21 protein-coding genes and 1 pseudogene are annotated in these 25,751 nt (G+C 60.3%); 6 read left to right on the top strand and 16 right to left on the bottom strand.

The features are described 5' to 3' along the window. Window positions 1–2: 2 nt before the first annotated feature. Both AB4N44_RS21120 and AB4N44_RS21115 read right to left on the bottom strand, forming a co-directional pair. Window positions 3–1,598, bottom strand: coding sequence for a glycerol-3-phosphate dehydrogenase/oxidase (locus tag AB4N44_RS21120; protein WP_460107650.1), 1,596 nt, complete (start codon window positions 1,596–1,598; stop codon window positions 3–5). 5 nt (window positions 1,599–1,603) lie between these two features. Next, window positions 1,604–3,199 (bottom strand): FAD-binding oxidoreductase, encoded by a 1,596-nt coding sequence (locus tag AB4N44_RS21115; RefSeq protein WP_460107653.1) that lies wholly within the window; start codon window positions 3,197–3,199, stop codon window positions 1,604–1,606. A 211-nt stretch (window positions 3,200–3,410) separates the two neighbouring features. Between AB4N44_RS21115 and gliR the strand changes: the two genes are divergently transcribed. Together gliR and AB4N44_RS21105 are read left to right on the top strand one after the other, a co-directional pair. Beyond that, window positions 3,411–4,427, top strand: coding sequence for an AraC family transcriptional regulator GliR (gene gliR / locus AB4N44_RS21110; RefSeq protein WP_460107654.1), 1,017 nt, complete (start codon window positions 3,411–3,413; stop codon window positions 4,425–4,427). Window positions 4,428–4,942: 515 nt separating this feature from the next. Beyond that, window positions 4,943–5,308 carry a DUF6124 family protein gene (locus AB4N44_RS21105; protein WP_460107656.1) on the top strand — a complete coding sequence of 122 codons (366 nt, stop codon included), beginning with the start codon at window positions 4,943–4,945 and terminating at the stop codon, window positions 5,306–5,308. A 395-nt stretch (window positions 5,309–5,703) separates the two neighbouring features. Here AB4N44_RS21105 and AB4N44_RS21100 read toward each other — a convergent pair whose 3' ends face one another. From AB4N44_RS21100 to AB4N44_RS21070, 7 genes are all read right to left on the bottom strand, one after another. Beyond that, window positions 5,704–6,072, bottom strand: a complete 369-nt coding sequence (locus tag AB4N44_RS21100) for a glyoxalase superfamily protein (protein ID WP_034154383.1) — start codon at window positions 6,070–6,072, stop codon at window positions 5,704–5,706. A gap of 118 nt (window positions 6,073–6,190) precedes the next feature. Beyond that, the gene (locus tag AB4N44_RS21095; protein WP_460107659.1) at window positions 6,191–7,648 is read right to left on the bottom strand and encodes an N-acyl-D-amino-acid deacylase family protein; all 1,458 of its coding nucleotides are present in this window, start codon (window positions 7,646–7,648) and stop codon (window positions 6,191–6,193) included. 1 nt (window position 7,649) lies between these two features. After that, entirely contained in the window at window positions 7,650–8,510 is an 861-nt protein-coding gene (locus AB4N44_RS21090) for a MurR/RpiR family transcriptional regulator (protein WP_460107661.1), read from the bottom strand. 16 nt (window positions 8,511–8,526) lie between these two features. Next, window positions 8,527–9,876, bottom strand: coding sequence for a GntP family permease (locus tag AB4N44_RS21085; protein ID WP_460107664.1), 1,350 nt, complete (start codon window positions 9,874–9,876; stop codon window positions 8,527–8,529). Between the two features lie 341 nt (window positions 9,877–10,217). Next, a complete protein-coding gene (locus AB4N44_RS21080; protein WP_316917590.1) occupies window positions 10,218–11,111 on the bottom strand; it encodes an NAD-dependent epimerase/dehydratase family protein in 894 nt (297 codons plus the stop codon). 103 nt (window positions 11,112–11,214) lie between these two features. Then, window positions 11,215–12,126: a LysR substrate-binding domain-containing protein gene (locus tag AB4N44_RS21075; RefSeq protein WP_460107668.1), complete on the bottom strand. Its 912-nt coding sequence runs from the start codon at window positions 12,124–12,126 to the stop codon at window positions 11,215–11,217. A 124-nt stretch (window positions 12,127–12,250) separates the two neighbouring features. Next, window positions 12,251–12,841: an NADPH:quinone oxidoreductase MdaB gene (locus AB4N44_RS21070; RefSeq protein ID WP_077570944.1), complete on the bottom strand. Its 591-nt coding sequence runs from the start codon at window positions 12,839–12,841 to the stop codon at window positions 12,251–12,253. A 184-nt stretch (window positions 12,842–13,025) separates the two neighbouring features. Between AB4N44_RS21070 and AB4N44_RS21065 the strand changes: the two genes are divergently transcribed. Continuing rightward, on the top strand, window positions 13,026–13,340 hold the full coding sequence (locus tag AB4N44_RS21065; protein ID WP_460107672.1) for a putative quinol monooxygenase: 315 nt from the start codon (window positions 13,026–13,028) through the stop codon (window positions 13,338–13,340). On the opposite strand, the gene AB4N44_RS21060 is transcribed toward AB4N44_RS21065, so the two are convergent. Next, window positions 13,330–14,094 (bottom strand): sulfite exporter TauE/SafE family protein, encoded by a 765-nt coding sequence (locus AB4N44_RS21060; RefSeq protein WP_460107674.1) that lies wholly within the window; start codon window positions 14,092–14,094, stop codon window positions 13,330–13,332. The two genes, AB4N44_RS21065 and AB4N44_RS21060, sit on opposite strands and share 11 nt — an antisense overlap. Window positions 14,095–14,308: 214 nt before the next feature. Between AB4N44_RS21060 and AB4N44_RS21055 the strand changes: the two genes are divergently transcribed. The 3 genes and pseudogenes from AB4N44_RS21055 (at window position 14,309) to AB4N44_RS21045 (ending at window position 16,426) form a co-directional block, all read left to right on the top strand. After that, a complete protein-coding gene (locus tag AB4N44_RS21055) occupies window positions 14,309–15,190 on the top strand; it encodes a LysR substrate-binding domain-containing protein (protein ID WP_460107675.1) in 882 nt (293 codons plus the stop codon). Window positions 15,191–15,245: 55 nt separating this feature from the next. Further along, window positions 15,246–15,821, top strand: coding sequence for an NAD(P)H-dependent oxidoreductase (locus AB4N44_RS21050; protein ID WP_127925751.1), 576 nt, complete (start codon window positions 15,246–15,248; stop codon window positions 15,819–15,821). Window positions 15,822–16,017: 196 nt separating this feature from the next. Next, window positions 16,018–16,426: pseudogene (locus AB4N44_RS21045) on the top strand (MerR family transcriptional regulator). 69 nt (window positions 16,427–16,495) lie between these two features. Here AB4N44_RS21045 and AB4N44_RS21040 read toward each other — a convergent pair. The 6 genes from AB4N44_RS21040 to AB4N44_RS21015 all read right to left on the bottom strand — a co-directional run bounded on the left by AB4N44_RS21040 (window position 16,496) and on the right by AB4N44_RS21015 (window position 25,720). Beyond that, window positions 16,496–19,111 carry an efflux RND transporter permease subunit gene (locus tag AB4N44_RS21040; protein ID WP_460107677.1) on the bottom strand — a complete coding sequence of 872 codons (2,616 nt, stop codon included), beginning with the start codon at window positions 19,109–19,111 and terminating at the stop codon, window positions 16,496–16,498. A gap of 33 nt (window positions 19,112–19,144) precedes the next feature. After that, window positions 19,145–19,981, bottom strand: coding sequence for an outer membrane lipoprotein-sorting protein (locus tag AB4N44_RS21035; RefSeq protein WP_095119577.1), 837 nt, complete (start codon window positions 19,979–19,981; stop codon window positions 19,145–19,147). A gap of 59 nt (window positions 19,982–20,040) precedes the next feature. After that, the gene (locus AB4N44_RS21030) at window positions 20,041–21,273 is read right to left on the bottom strand and encodes a DUF1302 family protein (RefSeq protein ID WP_410479218.1); all 1,233 of its coding nucleotides are present in this window, start codon (window positions 21,271–21,273) and stop codon (window positions 20,041–20,043) included. Between the two features lie 68 nt (window positions 21,274–21,341). Beyond that, entirely contained in the window at window positions 21,342–22,106 is a 765-nt protein-coding gene (locus AB4N44_RS21025) for an SDR family NAD(P)-dependent oxidoreductase (protein WP_460107680.1), read from the bottom strand. Further along, window positions 22,103–22,840 carry a 3-oxoacyl-ACP reductase family protein gene (locus AB4N44_RS21020; RefSeq protein WP_150749631.1) on the bottom strand — a complete coding sequence of 246 codons (738 nt, stop codon included), beginning with the start codon at window positions 22,838–22,840 and terminating at the stop codon, window positions 22,103–22,105. Before AB4N44_RS21020 ends, AB4N44_RS21025 begins: the two co-directional genes overlap by 4 nt. A gap of 9 nt (window positions 22,841–22,849) precedes the next feature. Continuing rightward, window positions 22,850–25,720, bottom strand: coding sequence for an aminotransferase class III-fold pyridoxal phosphate-dependent enzyme (locus tag AB4N44_RS21015; RefSeq protein ID WP_460107684.1), 2,871 nt, complete (start codon window positions 25,718–25,720; stop codon window positions 22,850–22,852). Window positions 25,721–25,751: the final 31 nt, after the last annotated feature.

Genomic DNA, 25,751 nt, shown 5'->3' with positions numbered 1-25,751 from the left:
CATCAAGGCGTGGCATCCGGCAAACCGTGATGGCGTTGCCACAACGCCTGATAACGCTGTTCTTCCTGCTGCCAGTGTTCGTCGCTCCAGGTCAGTCGTGGCTGACAGAGTTGGCGGATGGCGGCGAAATAGTCTTCGCCACCGCGCGGCAACAGCAGACCGAGACGCGTGCGGCGCAGGAGCAGATCGTCGAGGTGTAGGATCATTTCCGTCTCACAGGCGAAGGCCAGTTCGGCCCACAGCGTATCTGTAGCGCCGACCGTGTCATGACCGATCTCCCTGAGCAGTTGCGCCAGCCTTGGCAAGTCGCGCCCATGTCGCCCGGCGAGACGTCGCCATTGATGGCTGCTCAACTCTGGAATCGCCAGCGCAGGGACAGCGGCAAACACCGGCGCGGCGTCATCGACCAACGGACGTTCGAGCATGGCCGCGCAGGCCTTTAGCACTTCGATGGCTTGTGGACGAAACGTGGTCAGCTTGCCGCCGGCCAGGGTCACGCAACCGGGCTCCTGCCACAGCACATGTTCACGGGTTTCGTTCGAGGGTTTGTCTTGATGATTACCCGCTGCACTGCCGACCACCGGACGCACGCCGGACCATGTCGACAGCACATCCGAAGCACTCACTTGCGCGCCGGGAAATTGTTGCGTGCAGGCGGCCAGCAGGTAGTCGAGCTCTTCGCCGCTGATGCTCGCGCTCTGATCCAGATCCTCACGGTGATCGAGGTCCGTGGTGCCGACCACTGTCGCGCCCTCCCATGGGAAAACGAACACCGGACGCCGGTCGCGCTCATGCAGAAACGTGAACGCCTGCGCCACCGGCAAACGCCACCCCGGCAGCAACAAATGACTGCCGCGCAACGGCCGCAATTGCCGTGGTGCCTCCATCGGCCGCAGGCGTTCAGCCCACGCGCCAGTCGCCACGGCGAGCACGTCGCAGCGCAATTTCAGGGTTGTGCCCGCCTCGCAATCTTCGATCTGAACGCCGCAAACACGGCCGTTTTCTCGCAGCAAATGTTCGACGCGAACGCCATTGACCACGACAGCGCCAACGGCCCGCGCTTCGCTCAACACACGCATCACCAACCGTGCATCATCAGTCAGCGCATCGACAAAACTGGTGCCGCCGAGCAAGTCGATTTCCTTCACCCCTGGCGCCAGATATCGAAGCTGTTGCGCATCATGAAAACGATGGCTGCGACGCCCGGCCAAGGCGTCATAAACGCTCAGCAAACCACCCAACACCCGAGGTCCGGGAAAGCCGCCGCGATAGTGCGGCATCATGAAACTCATCGGCTCGACCAGTCCCGGGACTTCGTCAAGCAAGCGCTGGCGCTCGCGCACCGAGTCGCGGGTCAGGCGCCACTGGCCCTTGGCGATATAACGCAAACCGCCATGGACCATTTTCGATGATCGGCTGGAGGTGCCCCAGGCAAAGTCGCGCTGCTCCAGCAACAGGCAGCGCCAACCTCGGCGCGCGGCTTCACGCAGAATGCCAGCGCCGCTGATGCCGCCGCCGATGACGATCAGATCCCAGGTTTCCTCGGCCAGCGTCGGCAAAATCTGTTGGCGCCACGCGGCATTCCAGTCCTGACTCATGGCCGTCACTCCGGCAACAGCGTGCCGGGGTTGAGGCGCCCGGCCGGATCGAAGTGTTTGCTCAGCGCCTGCAAGGCATCCATCGCCAATGCGCCCTTCTCGCGCAGCAGGTACGGCGCGTGATCCTTGCCGACGCCGTGCTGGTGACTGATGGTGCCGTGGTTGTCGACGATGGTCTGGCTGGCCGCCTGTTTGAGCGCTTTCCAGCGCGCCAGCGTCGCCGGATAGTCAGCCGCCGGGCGAAACACGTAAGTGGTGTAGATGCTCGAACCTTCGCCGTAGACGTGGGACAGGTGGGTGAACACATGCACCCGCTCGCCTTCAGCGGCCAAGGCATCACGCAAACTGTTTTCGACGAGGTTGAGCAGGCTGTCGACGTTGCTCCAGTCGGTGGCGGTTTCGAGGGTGTCGACCACGTAACCGGCATTCCACAGGTTCTCGCGCAGGTAAGGAAAACGGAAACGGTTCTGCGCCCACTTCTTGCCGAGCAAGGTGCCGGTGAAGACGCCGCCGAAGGCTTTGAGGTGCTGTCGTGCCTGTTTCAGCGACAGGGCGTTTTGTCGACGATTGCCGGTCACGCCGAAGGTCAGCAGACATTTGCCCGTGCCTGCCCCGCGCAGGTTCAGGTACTTTTCCAGCCAGGCGATTTGTTGGGGATGACCGGCCAGCGCCAGTTGCGTTTCGGTTTCCACGGCGTTAGATAAACGCAGCATCGACAGCGGCACGCGCGCCTGAGCCAATTGGCGGATGGCGCTGAGTGCCTGCGGCCAATCAGGTAGAAACACACCGTAGAAACGCTCATCGGCGGGCAAGGCGCTGACCCGCACCTTGACCTCGGAAATGATCCCGAAACGTCCCTCGCAACCGAGCACCACTTCGCGCAGATCAGGCCCGGCGGCAGAGGCCGGGAAGGTAGGAATGTTCATCGGCCCGGCAAAGGTTTCCAATGTCCCGCCAGCAAATAACTGCTCGATCCGGCCATAGCGCAACGACTGCTGACCGCTGGAACGGCTGGCCACCCAACCGCCCAGCGTCGACAGCTCCCACGACTGCGGGAAATGCCCCAGCGTGTAGCCGCGCGCACGCAGCTGACTTTCCACCTGCGGCCCACTCGCACCGGGACCAAACGTCGCCAGCAGGCTCTGTTCGTCGAGGTCGATCAGGCGATTCATCCGCGCCAGCGACACCGTCACCACTGGCCGCGCCGAATCCGGTGGATTGATGTGGCCGGCCACCGATGTGCCGCCGCCATAGGGGATAAGGCACAGGTCCTGTTCGTGAGCGAGCGCCAGCAATTGGCGAATATGTTCAGCGGTCTCGGGGAACGCCACAGCATCCGGATAATTGCCCAGCGCACCTTCGCGCAACGCCAGCCAGTCCGGCAGACTCTGGCCCCGCGCATGCAACAAACGGTCATGGACATCGACGCTGTACAAGCTGTGCGCCGGCAATCGCGAAGCCGGCACCCGGGCCAATGCGGATTCCAGTGTCGCATCGGGCAGCGCGCGCCCCTCGCCCAGTCGTTCATGAAGAAACTCCGCGCCCTGGGCCGGCAGTTCGACCACCGTGGTTGCATCTCCCCAGCCGTTCCAGCGTCGCATGCGTGTGTCCTTCTAACCGTCAGATCAGTGATATTTCAGGCCCCCATACTAGCCAGCGGCCGCAAAGTGTCACGGTCGCATCCGGCCAGTTCGTGTAGCCAATTGAGTCAAACGTCGCGCAAGCGTCAGCCATTTACTTTAGTCGGGGTTTCAAATTACCTTTCAGGCTATTTCGTCCGTCTTCGCCGCCATTGATCAAAGGAATGGGATCATGCAATCGCTTGGCTTCACCTCGGTTCCGCCGCTGCTCAAATACCTGCGCCATGCCGAACAACTGGGCATGGCCATTGAACCGGCGTTGGCGGCGGCGGGTTTGCAGGCGCAGCAGTTGAGCGACAACACCCTGCGTTTGCCCGGAGAGGCGCATGAGCGGCTGCTGGATTATTTCTGCGAGCACTCGGGCGATCCGTTGTTCGGGCTCAACGCGGCGAATTTCGTCCTGCCCAATTCGTGGAGCGTGCTCGGTTACATCACCATGAACTGCGCGACGCTGGGCGATGCGATGAGCCGGATCATGCCGTTCGAAAAACTGGTCGGCGACATGGGCGTCAGCCGCGCGGAGGTGCTGGACGGTCACGTGCATCTCATCTGGACTTGCCGTTATCAGCGCCCGCGAATCCGCCGGCATCTGGTGGAAAACGTCCTCGGTTCGTGGCTGCAATACGCGCGCTGGATCGCTGATACGCAGATGTCGCCGGCCGGGGTCTGGCTGGAACATTCATGCCCGGCCGAGGCTGCGCCGGCGCAGTACGAGGTGTTTTTCGATTGCCCGGTGTTGTTCGATCAACCGTATTCGGCGTTGATCGTACCGCTGGCTTATTTGCAGTTACCGTTGCGCCAGGCCGATGCGCAGTTGCTGCGCACGCTGGAAGAACATGCGCTGGGTTTGATGGCGACGCTGGAGGATGCGTCGCTTGAGCAGCAGGTGAAGAACATCCTGCGGCAGTTGCTCAAGGAAGGTCTGCCGCGCAAGGAGCAGGTCGCCGAGCAGCTCGCCGTTTCCGTGCGCACGTTGCAGCGGCAATTGCATCAGGCGGGGACGTCGTATCAGCAGATTCTCGATGATCTGCGCCAGGAACTGGCTGAGCATTATTTGCTCAACAGCACGCTGCCGATTCAGGACATTGCGCAGTATCTGGGGTTTACCGAACCGAGGTCGTTTCACCGCACGTTCAAGAGTCGTCGGGGGATGCCGCCGGGGGAGTTTCGGCAGATGCATCGGGAGTGAATGTTCCGGCCCCTTCGCGAGCAGGCTCGCTCCCACATTGGGTCGTCGGTGAACATCAACTTTGTGAGCAACCGAGATCAACTGTGGGAGCGAGCCTGCTCGCGAATGCGCCAGTTGCCGCACCCAATTCCTACAGGTAAATCTTCGATACTTGAGCGCAATAAACATCCAGCATCACAGGTGTTTAAAGACACTCAGCGTTACGCGAAACAGCCCACAAATCCTTGCGCCGTAACCTACGCCTAAGCCAGAATCCGCCGGCTTGTGCGCCCTGAGCATGCTGCGTAACTTGATTGCGTCACTGATTCCCAGTGATCGGGTTTAGTAGCCCGGTGGTAATTCTGCTGGTCGTACATTCATCACAGGTACTCGCGTATCTGAGCTTGATGGTGGCTGTACGCAGGGCGCTTCGGCGCGCCGGCTTAGCTGAGTTCCCCGGTCTACTAACCTGCGTACAGCTGCCACCCTTTCGTTTAGTAGCCAAAGGGTGGCCGCTCAACAAAGGGAACACAGCTATGTTCAAGATAACGCCAAACCCGCCGGCCACTGACCCGGCCTCCCCCTACGAATCCCCCGACTCAAAGAAATTCCACGAAGCCGCCGAGCGCGCCCTAGACCACTATCTCGGTCCGACGAACGCCGACCTCATGGCTACGCCCTACACTCCCAACACGCTGTACATGGCCAACCCCAATGCCGACACCGAATCCCTGCTGGCCGACGCCAGCGAAACCCTGGGTTCGGCGACGGTCATGCTCAACAACCATGCCGCGCAGGTTGAAGGCACTCACCGCAAAACCCTGCAGGGCATTGCGCAAGTGGTGATGGTGGCGGAAATGGCCGTCAATCGCGTGTTGGACAGGTTAGTGCCGACCGAGTAACGAAAAAGCCCGCTGCCCAACTGGAAAGGTTGGATGGCGGGCTTCTTTTTGTGGTGTGTCATTTTCCCCTCACCCCAGCCCTCTCCCGGAGGGAGAGGGGGCCGAACGGGGTATATTGATTAGATACGCCGACCTGAAAGTGCTGCGGTGAATCCATAATCGACCCGGTCTTGCAGGTCGATGTATAGCGCCAGACAACTCGGTCAGTCCCCTCTCCCTCCGGGAGAGGGCTAGGGTGAGGGGCCAACAGTGGGATGTTCGCTAAATACACCGACCTGAAAGTGCTGCTGTGAATCCATAATCGCTGCAGATCTTTCAGGTCGGTGCATAGCGTCAGACAACTCGGTCAGTCCCCTCTCCCTCTGGGAGAGGGCTAGGGTGAGGGGCTTTTCGCTTCAGAGGCTGATCGCGTTGGTAAACACCAACCGATTACCAAACGGATCAACGATCGTCATGTCCTGGCTCCCCCACGGCATCGCCTGAATACCCGGGTGGGAGAACTTGTAATCCTTGGCCACCAACTGCTGCTGAAACGCCTCCAGCTCATCGGTCTCGATGCGCAGCGCCGAACCCGGGCACGCATCGCCATGATGCTCGGACAAATGCAACACACACTCGCCGCGCGACACCTGCAGATACAACGGAAAATTCGCCTCGAAGCGATGCTGCCAGTCGATCTTGAAACCCAGAAAATCGACGTAGAACTCGACAGCTTTGGCTTCATCGAAGATCCGCAGGATCGGGGTGGTTTTGCCGAAGCTCATGGGGTGCTCCCTGACTGATTGGCCCCACAGTGTAGACGGGGTGGATGTCAGCAATTCGGCCTGTTGATGACTTTCTTTAGTCGCAATGTGCCATCACTGTGACGCAGTCCGCGAAACCTCAGTGAAAATTGTCGCGCAGATCACCCTGTCGCGCGAGAAAGCGCCCTTCCCTGCGACCATTCGCCTGCCCATCGCGATAACTCAAAACACCGTTGATCCACACGCCATCGATGCCCTGCGCCGCACGTTGCGGGTCGTGGAAGTCGGCTACATCACGCACGGTAGCCGGGTCGAATAACACCAGATCCGCCCAATAACCTTCACGAATCTCACCGCGCTCTTTCAGCCCGAATCGCGCCGCCGACAGCCCAGTCATCTTGTGCACGGCGGTGTGCAGCGGAAACAGCCCGACATCACGACTGAAATGTCCCAACACCCGTGGGAAAGCGCCCCAAAGACGCGGATGCGGGAACGGGTCCTCCGGCAGTCCGTCAGACCCGACCATCGATAACGGATGCGCGAGGATTCGTCTGACATCCGCCTCGTCCATGCCGTAGTACACCGCGCCGGCCGGTTGCAGGCGTTTGGCGGCGTCGAGTAGCGGCACGTTCCCTTCGGCGGCAATGTCGATCAGGTCGCGGCCGCTGACCTCGGGGTGCGGCGTCGACCAGGTGATGGTGATGCGATGCGCATCGGTGACTTGCTTCAGATCCAGCGTCGAAGAACTCGCCGCATACGGGTAGCAATCGCAGCCGACCGGGTGGGTTTTCGCGGCCTCTTCCAATGATGCAAGCAGCTCGGGACTGCGCCCCCAGTTACCGACACCGGCACATTTGAGGTGGGAAATGATCACTGGCGATTTCGCATGTCGACCGATTTGAAAAGCCTCATCCATCGCTTCCAGAACCGGGGCAAATTCGCTGCGCAAATGGGTGGTGTACACCGCGCCAAAGGCCGTGAGTTCTTCGGTCAGTTGCATCACTTCATCGGTGGAAGCGTTGTAGGCGCTGGCGTACGCCAGGCCTGTGGATAAACCCAATGCACCGGCCTCAAGACTTTCGCGCAGTTGCTCACGCATCGCGGCGACTTCATCCGGCGTGGCGGTGCGGAACAGGTCATCCAGATGATTGCTGCGCAGCGCCGTATGGCCGACCAACGCGGCAACGTTCAACGCGGTATTGGCCGCTTCAACCGCAGCGCGGTAATCACTGAACCGTGGATAAACGAACGCCGCCGCTGTGCCGAGCAGGTTCATCGGGTCGGGCGGATTGCCCTTCAATGTCACGGGCGAGGCGCTGATCCCGCAGTTGCCCACAATCACGGTGGTCACGCCCTGGCTGAGCTTGGGCAGCATCTCTGGCTGACGAATCACCACGGTGTCGTCGTGGGTATGCACGTCGATAAAACCGGGCGCCAGCACGCGACCGGCGGCGTCGATTTCCTCGCTGGCAGTGGCATCGTGCAAGTCGCCGATGCGTTCGATGCGGCCCTCGCGAATCGCCACGTCGGCCTTGTAGCCGGGCACGTTGCTGCCATCGATGATCAGGGCGTTGCGAATCAGCGTGTCGTACAGCATGTCAGTCTCCCAGCGGCAGGTGATCGTCGCCGCCACGGTATTCGTCGAGGGCGAGTTTGATCCGCCGCAGACGTTCTTGATTGTCTTCAGGATTGGCCAGCGCCAGCTCGGTGGCGAGTACGTCGATGGCGAGCAGCATGCCGTAGCGCGCCGCCGTCGGTTTGTAGATGAACGAGGTTTCCGCGCCTTGCAGCGGCAGGACAATGTCGGCCAGTTGCGCCAGCGGCGAATCGGTGCGGGTGATCGCCAGAATGCGCGCGCCGTAGTTGCGCGCCAGCTCGACAGTCTCGAGCAATTCCGGGGTGATGCCGGTCAGCGAGCAGACAATCACCACTTGCTCGGCGTTCAGGCTGGCGGCGGTGACGCGCATCATCACCGCGTCATGACACACCGCAATCGGGTAGCCGAGGCGCACCAGGCGTACCTGCAATTCGTCGCTGCACAGGGTCGAGCAACCGCCCAGGCCGAAGGCGTGAATCATTCGTGCCTGGCCGAGCATCTTCACCGCATCGGCAAAGCGTGACTCGTCGAACCCGGCCAGATGCTGGCGCAGCGTGGTTTCGATATCACCGACGATCTGCCCGTAGAACGCCGACTGCTCAGGCGTGCCTGCCGGGTCGAGAAAACGGCTGCCAACGCCGCTGGCCTGAGCCAGTTGCAGGCGCAGATCACGCAAGTCGCGGCAGCCTACGGTGCGGGCGAAACGCGACAGCGTGGCGGTGCTGACTTCGGCGCGTTGCGCCAGGTCTTCGAGGCTGGCGCTCGCGGCGAAACCGACGTCATCGAGCATCAAACGGGCGATGCGGCCTTCACCGGCGCTGAAGGAATCCTGACGGGCGCGGATCTGGTAGAGGATGTCCATGGGCGGCGGGCTCCGGTTACAGCAGGTAAGAAAGGCCGACGGTCAGGCCGAACGCGACTATCGAGATCAGCGTCTCGAGCACGGTCCAGGTCTTGAACGTCTGCGCGACCGTCATGTTGAAGTATTCCTTGATCAACCAGAAGCCGCCGTCGTTGACGTGAGAAAAGATAACCGAGCCCGCGCCGGTCGCCAGCACCAACAGCTCAGGGTGTGGATAACCCAGACCAATGGCCACTGGCGCGACCACGCCGGACGCGGTGGTCATCGCCACGGTTGCCGAACCGGTGGCGATACGCATCAGCGCGGCGAACAGCCAGCCCATGATCAGCGGCGACAGCTGGAATTCGTGGGCGAGGCCGACGATCTGATCGGTGACGCCAGCGTCGACCAGAATGCGGTTCAAGCCACCACCGGCACCGACCAGCAAGGTGATACTGGCGGTGGGTGCCAGGCATTCGTTGGTGAATTTGAGGATCGATTCACGGTTGAAACCCTGGGCGATGCCCAACGTCCAGAAGCTCAACAAGGTCGCCAGCAACAGCGCAATCACCGAGTTGCCGATGAACAACAGGAACTGGTTGAAGTTGCTGCCCGGGGTGGAAATCAGGTTGGCCCAGCCACCGATCAGCATCAACACCACCGGCAACAGAATGGTCGCCATGGTGATGCCGAAACCCGGCAGTTTGTCGCGCGGTTCGCGGTCGAGAAATTGCTTTTCCAGCGGGTTATCCGCCGGCAATTGAATGCGCGGCACGATGAATTTGGCGTACAGCGGGCCGGCAATGATCGCGGTCGGAATACCGATGGCAATCGCATACAGCAAAGTCTGCCCGACCGACGCCTGATAAGCCTGCACCGCGAGCATCGCCGCCGGGTGTGGCGGCACCAGCGCATGCACCACCGACAGGCCGGCAACCATCGGCAAACCGACCATCAGAATCGACACGCCGACGCGCCGCGCCACAGTGAATGCAATCGGCACCAGCAACACGAAACCGACTTCGAAGAACAACGGCAGGCCCACCAGGAAGGCGATGCAGACCATCGCCCAGTGCGCGTTCTTCTCGCCAAACTTGTCGATCAGCGTGCGCGCCATCTGCTCGGCGCCACCGGACTCGGCCATCATCTTGCCGAGCATCGTCCCCAGCGCGACCACCAGCGCGATATGCCCCAGCGTCTTGCCCACCCCGGCCTCATACGCCCCGACCACACCCGATGGTGGCATCCCGGCCACCAGCGCCAGGCCGATGGAAATCAGGGTGATGACGATGAACGGATTGAGCCGGTAACGGGCGATCAACACGATCAGCGCGATGATGGCGACGGCGGCATAGACCAGCAGCCAATAGCCGAAGGAAGGCGTCATGCGGTACTCCTCGAAAGGGTCACGTTCGAATGGGTTGTGAAACTCATAAATCATTTCGAGATCGAGATTTCAAACCGCATGAAAGTAATTTTCGTGGAGAGGCAAGGCGTGTCGCTAATAGGTATGTCTTGTCGTGATTAATGAAAATCAGGGGGAGGGATTTACATGGCTTTTCGGTGAACGAGAAACCAATGTGGGAGCGAGCCTGCTCGCGAAGGCGGCTTCACATTCAACATCTCTATCGACTGAAAAACCGCTTTCGCGAGCGGGCTCGCTCCCACAGTTTTGATCGCATTCCTCCAGACAGAAATGCGCAAAACCTGTGGGAGCTGGTGGACGACTCACTCCATTTCGTTACGAATCCATTCAACCACCGACGTACGCTTCGGCACCCAGCCCAGCAGTTCGCGGGCGTGTTCGCCGCGCACTCGGCTGTTGGAGCCGAGGCCGTAGTTGGCCATTTCGTAGCCCCATTCGGCTTCAGCGTCTTTCAGTGGCCAGTCTTGTGGTTGGCCCAGGTTCAGCGCTTCGGCCATGGCGGTGGTCATGTCGATGAACGAGGCTTCGCCGCTTTCGACAAAGTAGAACGTGCCCGGGACGTTCTTGGTCAGCGCCAGCAGGTACAGGGCGACGACGTCTTCGATGTGCACGTTGGACCAGATGTTCTGGCCGGTACCGACGTGGCGCACCACGCCGCTTTTGCGTGCTTGCTTGAGCAGTCGTGGCAATTGCACGCTGTCGCGATTGACGCCCAGGCTGTGGCCGTAGATCAGCGTGTTGCAGATAACGGCGGAATTCACGCCGTCCTTCGCCGCCGCGAGGATCAGGTTGTCGATGGCCACGCGGGCGGCCTTGTCGACGGTCGGCTCCGGCAGATTGTCCTCGTAGTAGATGACATCGCTGGATTTACCGCCCGAGGCATCACCGACGATGCTCGAACCGCTGGTGTGCAGGAACACTTTGTTGGAACCGCGCAAGGCATCGAGCAACGCTTCAACTGCACCGCGATGGTCGCTGCTGGCGGCGTTGATCACCGCGTCGGCAGCGCGGGCCTGTTCGGCGAGCAGTGTTTTGTCGTCGAGAGTGCCGATGACCGGGGTGATCCCGATGGCTTTCAGCTCTTCAGCCTGTTCGGCGCTGCGCACCAGACCGGTGACTTGATGCCCGGCCTTGACCAGACCGGTAGCGATCGAGCCGCCGATAAAACCGGCAGCGCCGGTGACGAATACGTTCATGGAGAAACTCCCTGCGTGAGTAAGTGATGGGACGAGTATCTGCCCGTGAGCCGGGGGGAAAAACCCGTCCCCGCCCAATTCACTCTTGCGCAGAGGTCACGAATCAGCCCTTGAAGTCGGCGCTGGCGTAAGCCGCGAGTTTGCTCTGGATAAAGTCGAGGAAGCATTGAATGCGCAGCGCCAGTTGCGAGTTACGGTAGTAAACGGCGTTGATCGGCTGGCGATAACCGCTGTTGAATTCGCCAAGCAATACTTTCAGGCGCCCGGCGCGGATGTCGTCGATGGTCATGAAGTGCGACAGGCAAGCGATGCCCTGCCCTTCCAGCGCCAGATGGCGCACGGTCTCGCCGCTGGAAGCACTGATCGCCGGGTTGATCGGCCAGCGGTCGCCGTGCACGTAGCGCAGCGGCCATTGGTTGAGGCCTTCGTTCTGGGTGAAGCCAAGCAAGGTGTGTTCGCTCAGATCGGCGACTTGCAGCGGCGCACCGTGTTTTTCCAGATAGGCGGGGCTTGCGACGATCAACAGCGGGCTGCAGCCGAGCGAGCGCGCGTGCAGCGTCGAATCGGCGAGAGTGCCGATACGGATGGCGATGTCGGTGCTTTGTTCCAGCAGGTCAATGATCAAGTCATTGCTGTTGAGTTCGAGCTGGATGTCCGGGTAGAGACGGCGGAATTCGTCGATGTACGGGACCACCGCGTGGAGCATGAACGGTGACGCGGCGTTGATCCGCAAGCGCCCGGACGGGGTTTGCTGACGTGAAGACAGACGCTCTTCGAGTTGCTCCATCTGATCGAGAATCAGCTTGGCCTGCTCGAAGAAGTACTTGCCCTCTTCGGTCAGATCCATGCGCCGCGTGGTGCGGTTGATCAGCGTGGTGTCGAGCTTGGCTTCCAGCTTCGACAACGTGCGGCTGACCGCCGACGGCGTTTGCCCGACCTGTTCGGCGGCGGCGGAAATCGAACCGCATTCGATCACGCAGACGAAAATCTGCAACTCATCGGATCTGGCTTTCACGGGTGTCCTCTTTGAGATCGCCAAGATCGCAGCCTTCGGCAGCTCCTACATGGAAATGGGTTCCTGTAGGAGCTGCCGAAGGCTGCGATCTTTTGCTGTTACCACCGATAGTAGCTTGAAACACTCAAGCCTTGAGGCCAAACACCTCGGTCAAATGCTGCTCATAACGCGCCACATCAGCCTCGATATTCGGCCGCTTCATCACATCCACACAAAGGAACGTCGGCAACCCGGTCATACCGAGAAACTCGTTGGCCTTGTGGAATGGGAAGTACACCGCATCCACACCTTTGGCTTCAAAGAAATCAGTCGGGTCATCGAAGGCCTGCTGCGGTGCGTTCCAGGTCAGCGACAGCATGTATTGCTTGCCCTGAATCAGGCCACCGCTGCCGTACTTCTGCGAAGCATCGGAACGAGTGCGGCCATCGCTGGCGTAGAGGCTGCCGTGGCCTTCGGTGAAGACTTCGTCGAGGTACTTTTTCACCGTCCATGGCGCACCCATCCACCAGCCCGGCATCTGATAAATGATCACGTCGGCCCAAAGGAATTTGGCCACTTCTTCAGCAACGTCGTAGCCTTCGTCGATGAACGTGGTTTTCACATCGACACCGCCGCGATCCAGCACGCTCAACGCGGCTTCGTGCAGGGTGGTGTTGTAGCGACCATCGGAGTGAGCGAATTTTTTACCGCCATTGAGCAACAGCACTTTTTTCATGAGAAAGCCTCGGCGCAGCCATTGGGCTGGATGGAGAAGGGAAACTGGAATGGCGGCAGGTTAACGATCCGCCTCGCGCGGAATAAGGCCTGATTGCGCAAAATACATTTGATCAAAAAGCACGAATCCATCGCCGATTGTTGCAATAACATCCGCGGCATTCTGAATGTGAGGAGTCGTTGTGATGAGTGAACGCTTGGGTTTTATCCTGCACGCCAAGACCCGCCCGGAACAATCCGAGGCTTTCGAAACGCTGTTTCGCGCCTATGTCGAACCGAGTCGCGCTGAGCCGGGCTGTATCGAGTACCACATGCTGCGCGACAAGCAAGATCCGACGCTGTTTATCTTCTACGAGATCTGGGCGTCGCAAGCGCACCTGGATGTGCATTCGAATCTGCCGCATATGAAGGCATTCTTTGAACAGCGCATGGACTATCTGGAGCGCGATTTCGATATCCGCCAGATCGAAATGCTCAGCGCAGCCTCGGCTAACCGCTGATCAACAAATGGGCGCCAAGCGCGCCCATACCAATAAAGAACACCCGCTTGAACAGCACGGCGCTGATGCGTTCGCGCAGCCATTGGCCAAGCAACATGCCGAGAATGGCCGGAATCAGCGCCAGCAGCGAAGCGCTTAGTTCGCCGCCACCGAGGGCGCCACGCCAGAGCAACCCGGCGGCCAGCGCCAACGTCGAAACGGTGAAGGACAGGCCCAGCGCCTGCACCAGTTGATCGCGATTTAACCCCAGCGCTTGCAGGTACGGCACCGCCGGGATCACGAAGACGCCGGTGGCCGAAGTGATGACACCCGTGATCAAACCGCACGCCGGACCCAGCCAGCCTTCATGACGTGGATTGACACTCAGCGTTGGCAAAAACAATCCGCTCAACGCGTAGAGCAACAGTGCCGCGCCGAGTCCGCGTACCACCCACTGCCCGGCTGCCATGCCGATCCACATTGTGCCGACGCCGGTGCCGAGAAAGATCATCAGCAGCATCGGCCAGAGGCGTTTGATCAGTCCTTTCAAATGCCCGCCGAATGCCAGTTGCCAGACATTGGTCAGGGTTGCCGGGATGATCAGCAAAGCGGCTGCCTGCGACGGCGCCATAGCCAGACCGAGCAAGCCCATGGCAACGGTGGGCAGGCCGAGGCCGATCACGCCTTTGATCAGGCCGGCGAGGACGAAGGTCGTGATGACCAGCAAGGACAGGGCTAGACCGAGGTGTTGGTAGAAATCTGTGAGTGTGTTCATGGCGCTACTCTGCGCCAGTCCGGGTTGGCTGAAAATCTGCCATATACTGAGGGTGCCTCTTCCCATACAAGAGGCTGAGATTTTCTTTGAAGCCTCTGGCCCCATCGCGAGCAGGCTCACTCCTACAGGTTTTGCGTTCGCCACACATCCCATGTAGGAGTGAGCCTGCTCGCGATGAGGCCAGCCCAGACACCAGAACTTTCAGAGGCTGCCCATGCACTTCGACCTCACCGACCTGCGCCTCTATCTGCACATCCTCGACACCGGCAATATCACCGCCGGCGCCGCCCGCAGCCATTTATCCCTGGCCGCCGCCAGCGCCAGAATCCGCGCCATGGAAGCCTCGCTCGGCAGCGATTTCCTTGAGCGCGGCCGCCGTGGCGTCACCCCGACGCCCGCCGGCAAAGCCCTCGCCCACCATGCGCGCATCCTTCTGCAACAGGCCGAACGCATGCAGCAGGATCTGGCCGATTATGCCCAAGACGTCAAAGGCCAGGTGCGCTTGCTGTGCAACACCACGGCGATCACCGAATACCTGCCGGAAGTGCTCGCGGATTTCTTGCGCGACCATCCCAATCTGGATATCGATCTGCAAGAACTGCCCAGCGCGCGCATCACTCACGCCCTGCGTCAGGGCGCGGCAGACTTGGGCATCGTGTCTGACGCGGTAGACACCAGCGGCTTGCAGACCCGCGCGTTTCGCGATGATCCACTGGTACTGGTTTTGCCGCCGGGCCATACCCTGGCGAGCCGCGCCTCGCTGACGTTCGGCGAAACCCTGGCGCATGACTACGTGGCGCTGGGCGCCAACAGTGCACTGGCGATTCATCTGGAGGAACAGGCCCTGCACATCGGCCAGCGCATGACCATCCGCATCCGCACCGATGGCTTTGACGGTGTCATGCGCATGGTCGCTCGCGGCGCGGGCCTGGCCATCGTGCCCAAGGTTGCCGTCGAGCGTTGGGCCCCCCTGCATGCGCTGATCTGCCGTCCGCTCGACGACCTCTGGGCGAATCGCACCTTGAAACTGTGCGCGCGGGATTTCGACCACCTGCCCGGTTACGCCCGTGCCCTGCTCGATGCGCTGATGCCTTGACTCTACCGCTAGGGGCAGACTCTATCCTGCAGGCTTCATTTCAGGAGTACACACAATGAGCAAACGAATGCTCGTGATTCTGGGTCACCCCTCCACCGACAGCTTTTGCGGGGCATTGAGCGAGACCTACGTGCAGGCGGCCAAAGACGCCGGGCATGACGTCCGCCTGTTGCGCCTGGACGCGCTGGCGTTCGACCCGGTTCTGCACGAGGGTTACAACAAGATTCAGCCACTGGAGCCGGATCTGCTGCAAGCCCAGGCCGACATCACCTGGGCTGAACACCTGACGTTTGTCTATCCGATCTGGTGGGGCGGGATTCCGGCGTTGCTGAAGGGATTTGTCGATCGGATTTTCCTGCCCGGTTTCGCCTTCAAGTATCGCGAAGGCAAAGCGTTCCCGGACAAGCTGCTCAAGGGCCGCACTGCGCATCTGCTGGTGACCATGGACACGCCGTACTGGTATTACAAATGGGTCTACGGCATGCCGGGGCTGCATCAGATGCGCAAGACCACCCTGGAATTCTGCGGGATCAAGCCGTTGAAGACGCTGACCTTCGGGCCAATTCTAGGCTCCAAACCGAAACAGCGCGAAAACTGGCTGGAGCAAGCCCGCGTGAGCGCCGCCTGCTGACGTAACACGGCTGAAACACTGACGGCGCGTGGCCGTCGTCAGTCCGTCTGCGGGTTCCTGTCGGTGCCCGCCCGTCGCCTGTGCGCGTCTTTTACGCACAGCTGCAATCTTGTGATGCTATTGGACATATAATCGCCGCCGATCAGGCATGACGCCTGATTGCGCTAGCTATGTTTGACCATCGAGACGGACCTTTATGTATATCGGCAAAGCCGCCCAGCTGTCGGGCACCACTGTCAAAAGCATTCGCCACTACGAAGAAATCGGCCTGTTGCCCGAACCCAAGCGTGAAGGTAAATACCGCATCTACAGCCAGCAAAGTGTCGAGGTGTTGACGTTCATCAAGTGCGCCCAGCAACTGGGCTTCAAGCTCAAAGAGCTGCAGGTGATCCTCAACAACTACCGCGGCGACGAATTCCCGTGGGACATGGCGCAACGAGCCATTGCCGAAAAAAGCCGAACTGGTGACCCAGATCGGCGATTTGCAGCAATTGCACGACGGCCTCGAAGCGTTCGAAAGCAACCTCAACGATGCGCGCCAGGAATGCCAGTTCGAGCGCATTGCCCGTTATGGCGAAAAAAACCCGGTCAATACTCTGAACTGAAATCCCTGCTGCGCCGCATGACCGGGCTCGCCTGTCGTCTCAGGGCAGGCGCGCCCGGTCGTTGGCGAGTCAGCCCGGTACCGCCTCCCCTTCTGTGCGCAGCGCTTGAACCGGCGCATGCACCGGCGCAATCGCCGCAAAGAACCACGGCGATACCAGCGTCACCAGGACAATGGTCATGACCCCGCTGGAAAACAGCGCCATCGCCACCAGTGCGCCCAGATCGACAATCGGCTTGAAGTCGGAAAACAGCAGCGCCATGAAGCCTACCGAGAAGATCACCACGTTGATCACCGTCGAACGGCCGACGCTGTGCATCGCCTGCAAAATAGCCGCGTCGATCTCGATTCCCTGCTGCACCAGCAACTTGATGCGCGACAGCAGGTGCACTGCGTAGTCGACCACACCGACCACCAGGAACGTCACCAGCGTCGTGCCGATGTTCAGCTCGATGCCGAACAGGAACATAAAGCCGTAGACCGTCACCGACGTGGTCAGCAAGGTCAGCATGCCGAGCACCCCGAGGCGCACCGATTTGAGCCAGTACATCATCATCAGCGTGACGACCAGCAAGGCCAGGGAAAAACTCAGCACCTGGCCCTGAGTGATTTCCTGCAGTACGCCCGTCCAGGCCAACGGCGTGCCGGCGTGGGTCACCTCCAGGTTGGCCGGTTTATTGATCAGCAACCAGGCATCGAGGCGGTCGAGCATGCCCTGATAGTCGCTGGCGACCGACGAGGTCATGGTGTACAGGGTCAAGGCCTTGGAGAAATCGGCGTTGAGCACGTTGTTCAGGTCCGAACCGCCACCGTTTTCGAACAGCATCACGTGCTGCTCGATCAGCGAATTGCCCGGTACTTCAAAACGCTCGACCTGCCCGTCGTCATTGACTGACGTGACCTTCTCCACGGCATTCGGCACCCGCAGATAATCCGGGTTCATGTCGTTGAGCACCAGGTTCATGCGCTTGACGTACGTGGCCAGGGAATAGCCGTAACTGACGTTCGGTTGCTGTTTGATGAAGTGGTCGAGCTTGTCGATGAACTGCACCACTTCGGTGGTCAGCACGCCGCGTGGTTCTTTGCTGTCGATGGCGATCCAGCCCGGCGCCGTCCCCGCCACTTTGGCGTGGTTGATGAACTGATCGGACACGCGAATGTGGCTTTCCGGCTTGAAGTAGGCGATGCCGGAGTCTTCGATATCGACGCGGAACGTGAACACCGTGGCCAGTGCCAGCAGCGGCAGCATGACCATCAGGATCGGTTTGCGGAAGCGGATCATCCAGGCACAGAACGCCACCAGATACCGCGAGATGATCGATTCCTGGTGCGCGACAGCCTTGACTTGCTGCGGCTGATCCTTGCCCCAGATCGAGATCCACGCCGGAATCAGCAACAGCGAAATGATCAGCGCCGCGGTCAGGCCGATGGACATGAACACGCCGAAATTACGGATGCTGACAATGTTGTTGGTGGTGGAAATCATGAACGTGGCGATGGTCGTCACGGTCGTCAACACCACCGGCACCACCATCAAGCGCTGGGTTTCGCGGTTGGCCTCGCGATTGCTCTTGCCGGCGTTTTTCTGCTCGTAATACTCAGCCATCACGTGGATCGCATCCGAGCAGCAGATGGTGAACAGGAACACCGGCAGCACACTGGTCAGCAGGTCGAACGGCACGCGCAATAGCGCCATCAGGCCCAAGGTCCAGATGGTGCAGAACAGAATGTTGAACAGCGGCAACAGCACGCCCAGCGGTTTGCGAAAGAAGAAGATCAGCAGCAGTGTGATCAGCAAAAACACGATCGGAAAAAGCACGGCCAGGTCATGGTCGATGATTTCCTGCTGCGCGGCGATGAAGATCGGCATACCGGCAATGAAGATTTCGTCCTTGTACTCCGGGTGCTCGGCCTGATATTGCGCAACGATGCCGCGCACGATCTGATAAGCCCGCAGTTGCGCCTGAGCGTCGTCCTGCTTGGTGCCGAGCTCGGCCACCAGCATCGCGACTTTCTTGTCCTTGGACACCACCCCGTCGACCATCAGTTCGTTGCCCATGATCTGCGACTCGACCAGCGCCGGGTCCATGTCATAGGCATTCAGGGTTTTGTGAATCAACAGCTCACCGTCGTCGGTCAGGACGATGTTTTCCAGGTCGCCCATCGAGGCCATTTCGCGGATCGGGTTGATCCGCTCGGCGAGAAAGGTCAGGAACAACTGATCATGGGCGTCCCAGCTCTGGCTCTGGGCATGATCACGCAAGGCCTTGGCGTTGGCGTAATCGTTCTGCGAAAAGCCACCCTCGAGAATGTCCCGGGTCAACAACTGCGCACGGCTGTCGTCTGGATGCCGGGCCACGATCTGCGCCAACTGCTCCTTGTCGGCATCGTTGGCCAGAATCATCTTGCGCACCGACTGCGACATCGAAAACAGCGCGTTGAGCGTGGTTTTGTTGAACACCGTCTGTGGATTGTTCAGCGCCACCATCACCGAGTCGAACGTGCCGGTGAACTCACCCTGCAAATCGATGATGGTCTTGCGCGCCGGGTGGCTTTCCTTGAGCAGATAAGGGTTGGTGTCGGACACCAGCGCGCCCAGCGTATAAGTGAAATACGCCGTAATCGCCACCAGCAGGAAAACAATCGCCCGCGCATAGCGCTCGACGAAATTCAGATATCTTTCCATGATCATGCGGTTCCAGGTCGTCGGGGTCGGCGCTTAGCGGGCAGACACGGCAAATTCCGGCAGGTCACCGGTTTTCAGCCCGCGCTTGATGGCGGTCTGGGTGAAGAGGCGATCTTCCAGCGAGACGTTGTACTGCAACTGGTTGAAGCGCATTTCCGAACGCGTGCCGTCGATGAAGTGCTCGGTTTCACTGAGCACAATGCTGTCGATCGAATCGATGGTCGCGACTTTCTGCGTGCGCATCTGCTTGATCAGCACACCTTTGACGTCGAAGAAATCCTGACGCATGACCAGGAAATTCTGCTTGTCGATCCACACCTTCAGCTTGTTGTAACCGGTCTTGGCCAGCACCTCGGGGGAGGCTGGTTCGCGCTCGATCACGTAGCAGTCGCGGCCCTTGATCTGTTCTTCGCCGACGAGTTTCTGCGAGTAGTCTTTGACGCGGATCTTGTCCAGATCGGCATACGAGTACTCACTGCCCATGAACGAGCCGCGCTTGTCGGTGGTGGAGATGCGGCGGGTCTGGCGACTGACCGGCAGGTACATCCACTGGCTGTCTTCCAGGCCGAGGGTTTCGTGCGGGTTTTCGATGTGGAAGGCCACGTCACGCACGTCAGTCGGCGCGGAAAAGTACATGCTGAACTTGTCGCTGTCCGGGTAATCCTTTTGCAGGTAGGTGAACTCGCGAACGCGGGTATTGCCTTTCTTGTCATGCAGGATCAGCGAAACCTGGGACATGAAGCTGTTCCCGTCATTGCGATCGCGCACCTGACGGATAATCTCATCGGCATTGCCGGCCTCGGCGGCACTGGCGCAAGCGCTGCCAAGGATCAAAGCGGCGGTGGTCAGACTTTTCAAAAACGGCAACATAACAACTTCCTTTTCGTTGGATGAATGCACCTGCGCGCGAGAGCGGCAGGCGTGATGGGTCAGAACAGATAGCCGGCCGACAGCCGCACTTGATCGCGCTTGCTGTACTCGCCGAAAGTCTTCTCGGGCCTGCCGAAGAACACGTCGACTTCCAAGCCGAGCTTGATGTAGTCGACCGGCTTGTAGGTGAAGATGCCTTGCAGCAAGGCGTCGTCCTGAAACGGCGGTGAGCCAGCGACCACCAGACGACTCTTGAGGCGGTCCTGCCAATGGGTGCCTTCGGCCGACAGGGTGAACAGCGGTTCGTGTTTGTCCTGCAACATGCCGTCCTGCCAGTCGAGCAGCACTTGTTCCTGCCACTGCGCGGAGATCAGCCAGTCGCGCAACAGGTAGTCGACGCCCAGCAGCGACTTGACCATGGGCGTGCTGTCGGCACCGTAGGCGCGGGTCGGATTGGTCACGCGCCAGTTGTCGAAATACGCGACCTCGCTGCGTACCACGATGCTGTGCCCGGCGTCGATCGCCAGCCCGGCACCGCCCATGGTGTAACGGGGAAACTGCCGTTCCAGCCGCGTGCGACCGTCATCGGCGAGGCCTTCGACGGCGTACACCGGGTCTTGCTGACGGGCGCTCAAGGCAACAAAACTGGTGTCCACCGCACCGATCCGGCCGTTGGCGCTCAGGCCATAGGAATAGCCCTTGTCGCCGTCATAGCCGGGTTTGGAATCGAGCAGAAAATACTGCGGGTCCGGCGCGGCAAACAGTGGCGCGGCAAATTCACTGCCCTCAACCGGCGCCTGGTTTTTCACGAAGTCAGTGATCCACAGCGCCTCCAGTTCCCACTCGCCCACCGGTTGTGCAAAGCGCACCATGGGCACGGCGATGCGGCTGTCTTCGAGCAGCGGCGTCAGACCGTCGCGATAGTCCAGCGGGTTGATCTGATCGAGCACACGCAATTCATCCGCGCGGCCCCAGACCACTTGCTGCCAGCCCACCGTCACTTCGCCGTCACCCAGCGAATGGCCGACGTAGAGGTGCCGCCAATCGGCGTCGAAACGGTACTTGTCCCGCGCCCGCTCGCTGTACGGATTGTTGCCGTCATAGCGCGCGTCGTAACGCACGCGGCCCTTGGCCTTGTAGTAACCGCCCTCCCAGTTGTCTTCTAGGTTGGCCTTGAAATACACGGCTTTCTGCGTGACCTGATCGTCACCGTGCAGGCGCACAGCCGTGGCCACGCCGACTTCACCGTCGGCGTAATCGGGCTTGAGATCATCGACGGTCAATTCGGCCATCGCGATAGGCGCAGCCATGCACGCCCACACCGCACCCACGATGTGACTGTTGTGAAATCGAGGCATCGTTACATTCCCAACCCGACACCGCCATCGATCACCAGACTCTGGGCAGTCACCCCACCAGCCTCGGGGCTGGCCAGGTAACGCACCATCGCCGCCACTTCTTCGCTCTGGATGAAACGGCGCATCGGCAGTTTCTTCTTCGCGTTGCGTACGATCTGCTCCTGGGTCAGCCCGGCAATCGCCGCTTGCGTCGCCAGTTCACCCTGCAACATCGGCGTATCGATCCACGCCGGCAGAATCGCATTGACGGTGATTTGCCGCGAAGCGAGATCCAGTGCCAGCGCCTTGGTTATGCCGACAATGCCGTGCTTGGACGCGCAGTACGCAGTGTTGCGCACCTTGCCGGCACGGCCGAGGATCGACGACATGTTGATGATCCGCCCACGGTCGGGCATCAGCGCCAGACACAGCGAGGTCACGTAGAACGTGCCGTTGAGGTTGACCGAAATCACCTTGTGCCAGTTGTGCAGATCCTCCGGCTCGTTCTCGTTGCAAATGCCTGCACTGTTGACCAGCACGTCGACGTACTCGACTTGCGAGCCGAGTGTCTTGAACAACGCTTGCATGGCTGGCAGGTCGGCAATGTTCGCCGCATGGGTTTCGACCCGCGCCTGGATCTGCTCCTGTTGCTCATCGACCCAGCGCTGCAGTTCGGCCAGATCGAGATCCAGCAGGATCAGGCGATTGCCAGCCTCGGCGGCAAAATTCTCGGCGACCGCGCGACCGATACCTTTCGCCGCTCCGGTGATCAGAATGGTCCGGCTCATGGCATTTTCAACCCGCCGTTAACCGACAGGACCTCCCCGGTCAGGTACAAACCGCGATCGGCAAGGTACAGCACCGCTTCGGCAATTTCTTCAGGTTCGGCGTAGCGTTTGATCAGCAGGCGCGACTGGATTTCTTCTTCCTGACTGCCGATCAGCGCCGTACTCATCTCGGTCTTGACGATGCCCGGGGCGACCGCGTTGACGCGAATGTTGCGCGGCGCCAGCTCCACCGCCAAGGCACGGGTCAACGATTCGACCCCGCCCTTGGCAGCGGCATAGTTGCTTTGGCCTTTGCCGGGCTTCTGCGCCGCCACCGAACTGATGTTGACGATGCAACCGCTGCGCTGGCGCAACATGCCCGGCACCACCTGCTGACAGCAGAGCATCGTGCCGATCAGGTTGGTCTGGATCACCTCGACCAGATCCCGCGCCGACATCGTCGCCAGCAAACCATCGCGAGTGATGCCGGCGTTATTGACCAACAGATCGATACGCTGAAAATGCTGATCGACCCGCTCGAAAAACGCCTTGATGCTGTCGCCGCTGCTGACATCGCACTGCAACGCCAGACAATCGATGCCCGACGCCTGAACTTCATCGCGCAAGGTCATTGCCGCGACTTCATCGCGCACGTAACTGAACGCGATCTGATAACCCGCCCCGGCCAGGGCCAGGACAATCGCCCGACCGATGCCACGACTGCCACCGGTCACCACTGCTACTTTATTCGGCATGACCGTTCCTTAAAGCGAGTTGTCGGTTTTGAACTGCGCGAGGGTGAAACCGTGAGTCGCCGCCAGTGCACGAATCTGCTGCACTTGCTCGCGGCTGATGTCGCCGTAGGAGTAGTGCTGTTTCATACCGGACAGGCCCATCAGCACCGATTCGGCCATGCACGCGTACAACTGACCTTGCTTGAGATAGGCCCGAACGTTTTTCACCAGGCCATCGCCCAGCGGCGTCTGCACGATGCCGCCGTGCATGTAGAGCACGTCGCTACGTTGACTGGCGAGATTCTGGTCAACGTTCAGCGGAACGGCGATGTCGCAGATCACACTGTTTTCGGCGAAGTGTTCAGCAAAGAGAAACGGCTGCGGTGCGTTCGCCGCGCAGAGCACGATGCGTGCCTGTTTCAGCACATCAAGATCGTTGCTGACGGTGATGAAGGCGTTCGCACCCAAGCGTTCTTCAACCAGTTTCGCCACACGCTGACCCAGATCGGCACTGCTGCCGTGGGCCTGCAACAGCGCATCAATACCGTCGATTTGCTGCAGACGACGGGCGAGGCGATCGTGTTCGGCGACACCCTTGAGGATCGCGCGGGCGGCTTCGGCGTAAATCTGTTGCGCGGTTTTTTCCAGACGACGCAGGGAACCGTCGCGGCCGCTGCCGATGAGGATCAAATGCTCGACGCTGGTCGACAGCAGCGAGGCGTAGGTCGAGGCGATATTGCCGGCGGCACCGACCACTGCGGCAGTCTGCTCGCCCAGCTCAAGGCCTTGCTGCTTGCAGCCTTGTTCGATGGCTTCCAGGCCCATGCCGATGGTCAGGGCGTTACCGGAAGTCAGCGCCATGTCCGGAATCTGCAGGGCCTGGCAGTTGTTGGTGACGATCGAGGTGTACATGCCCAGCCCGGCGACGCTGTAACCATCGGCGCGGGCATCCTTGATACGGTTGCCGACTTCTTCGCGGATGGTTTGCAGATCGCCGCTGGCGATGTACGCCGCCATGGCATCGGAATCCATGCACAGCGGGTACAGGGTGAATTCCACGGCAGTGCCGAGTTTCGAGCGGATCTGCACCGGGCCGATCGGCGCGGCTCGGCGCTCGGGCGCCATGCGCTTGATGAACTCGCGTTTCTGTTCAGCGCTGAGGGTCGACAGTGAAGGATCGACGTCGCTGAGCATGTCCGAATCAATCAAATGGTTGATGAACGCCACGCGCGCCACCACACGCACGTTCTCGTCAGACTTTGGGAGGCTTTCGTCCTCCTTGAAGCTGACCTCACGAGCCGGCACCTGCGCGATGCTGTCGGCGCACACACCGGCCGCCAGCGGAAACGCATCACGCCGACGCAGCATGTCGCAGACTTTCTGCAAAGAACCGATCAAACCGTCAATTTCCGCAAAGGTGATGCACACCGGCGGTTCCAGACGAATCACATTGGCGTTGCTGCCGGACGGCGCCACGCGCAGGGATTCGAATTGCAGCAGGTAGCCGGCGATGATGTAGCCCAGCGCATCGTTGTACTGCGCCGATGCCTGAACCAGTGAGCTGGTGCCGGTCAGGTCGTGCAGTTCGAAGCCCAGCAGCAAGCCGCGACCACGCACGTCGGCGATCACGTCCGGGTAGGCTGCTTTGAGTTCCAGCAGCGAAGACTTGAGGTATTCGCCCTTCTTGTTCACGTCCTTGAGCATCGCGCTGTCGTTCTCGAACAGCCGGCGCAAGGCCGACAGAGCGATATGGCAAGACGCATCGTCTTCGGCAAAGGTCGAGCTGTGGATGTAGCTGAAATCGTTTTCGTAGTGGCTGGCGCGGATTACTGTCGCGGCGATTTTCATCAAACCACCGCCCAGCGCTTTCGACAGGCAGTAGTAATCCCCTTGCAAGTTGAAATGACTGGCACCGAGCAAAGTGCCGGTGCGGCCGAAACCCGATTGCACTTCGTCGATGATCAGCGGGCATTGCTGTTCGTTGCACAGGCGCCGCAGGCCCAGATAGAACTCATTGGCGAATTCGTTGATGCCACCCTCGCCCTGAATCGGCTCGAGCAATACCGCCGTGATCGCGCTGAATGCTTCGCGGCGCACTTGCAGGGTTTCGCCGCTCCATTCCAGGCTCAGCCAGTGACGCACGTGGCGGGCCGGCAGCTCCTGCAATTGCTGTGGCTGTTGCGGGTCGATGAACTCGACGTTGAGGCCGAAACGGGCGAACGGTTTGCGATACTGCTTGCCATAGGTCAACTGAACGGTGTTCACCAGTTTGCCGTGGAAGCTGCCGCGCACAGCCAGGAACACCGGCTCGACATGCAGCTGCGCCAGGTTGTGCTGACGCACCGCTTCGGCCACTTGGCGCACGGTGACGCAGGACAGATTCTGCGGCAGCAGACCGGCTGGCAAATCGAGATCGTCGATGTCCAGCTCGACATAAGCCTTGTCGCTGGCAACCAGATTGGCGAGGGCGAAGTCGCGCTCGTCGAATTGCGTCTGCAGGTTTTTCTGACGACGGTATTCGGCGTGCTTGACGGCGATCTCCACCGACTCGGCGCCACTGTTGGAGAAGGTCGAAATGTAGCGCTCGCTGTTGTTCAGTTCACGGTTGAACGCTTCACTGAGTTCGCGCCCCAATTGCCCGGCCGCACCGCGCACCGACATCTGCGCGTTGAACGGGACATCGGCACGCAACAGGTCGACGAGTTGATCGACAAACTGCGGATCGTTGTGGCCATACAGCGCGGCGCCATAACCACCGAGGAAGTCGGTGACGGTTACTTCATCGCCCTGGCGATCGCGGTAAAACAGTTTGCTGCCCAGCGCTCTGTGGAACTGACATTCGAGGCCCAGAGCCTGCATCAATTCAACGAATTTCGGCCGTACGTAATCGCGGTAATCCATGACAGTTCTATCCCTTGAGTAAAAAATCAGC

This window comes from Pseudomonas sp. S3_C06, assembly GCF_054667675.1.
The sequence above is the reverse complement of the archived record's forward strand: the minus strand, read 5'-3'. Positions and strand labels throughout refer to the sequence as shown.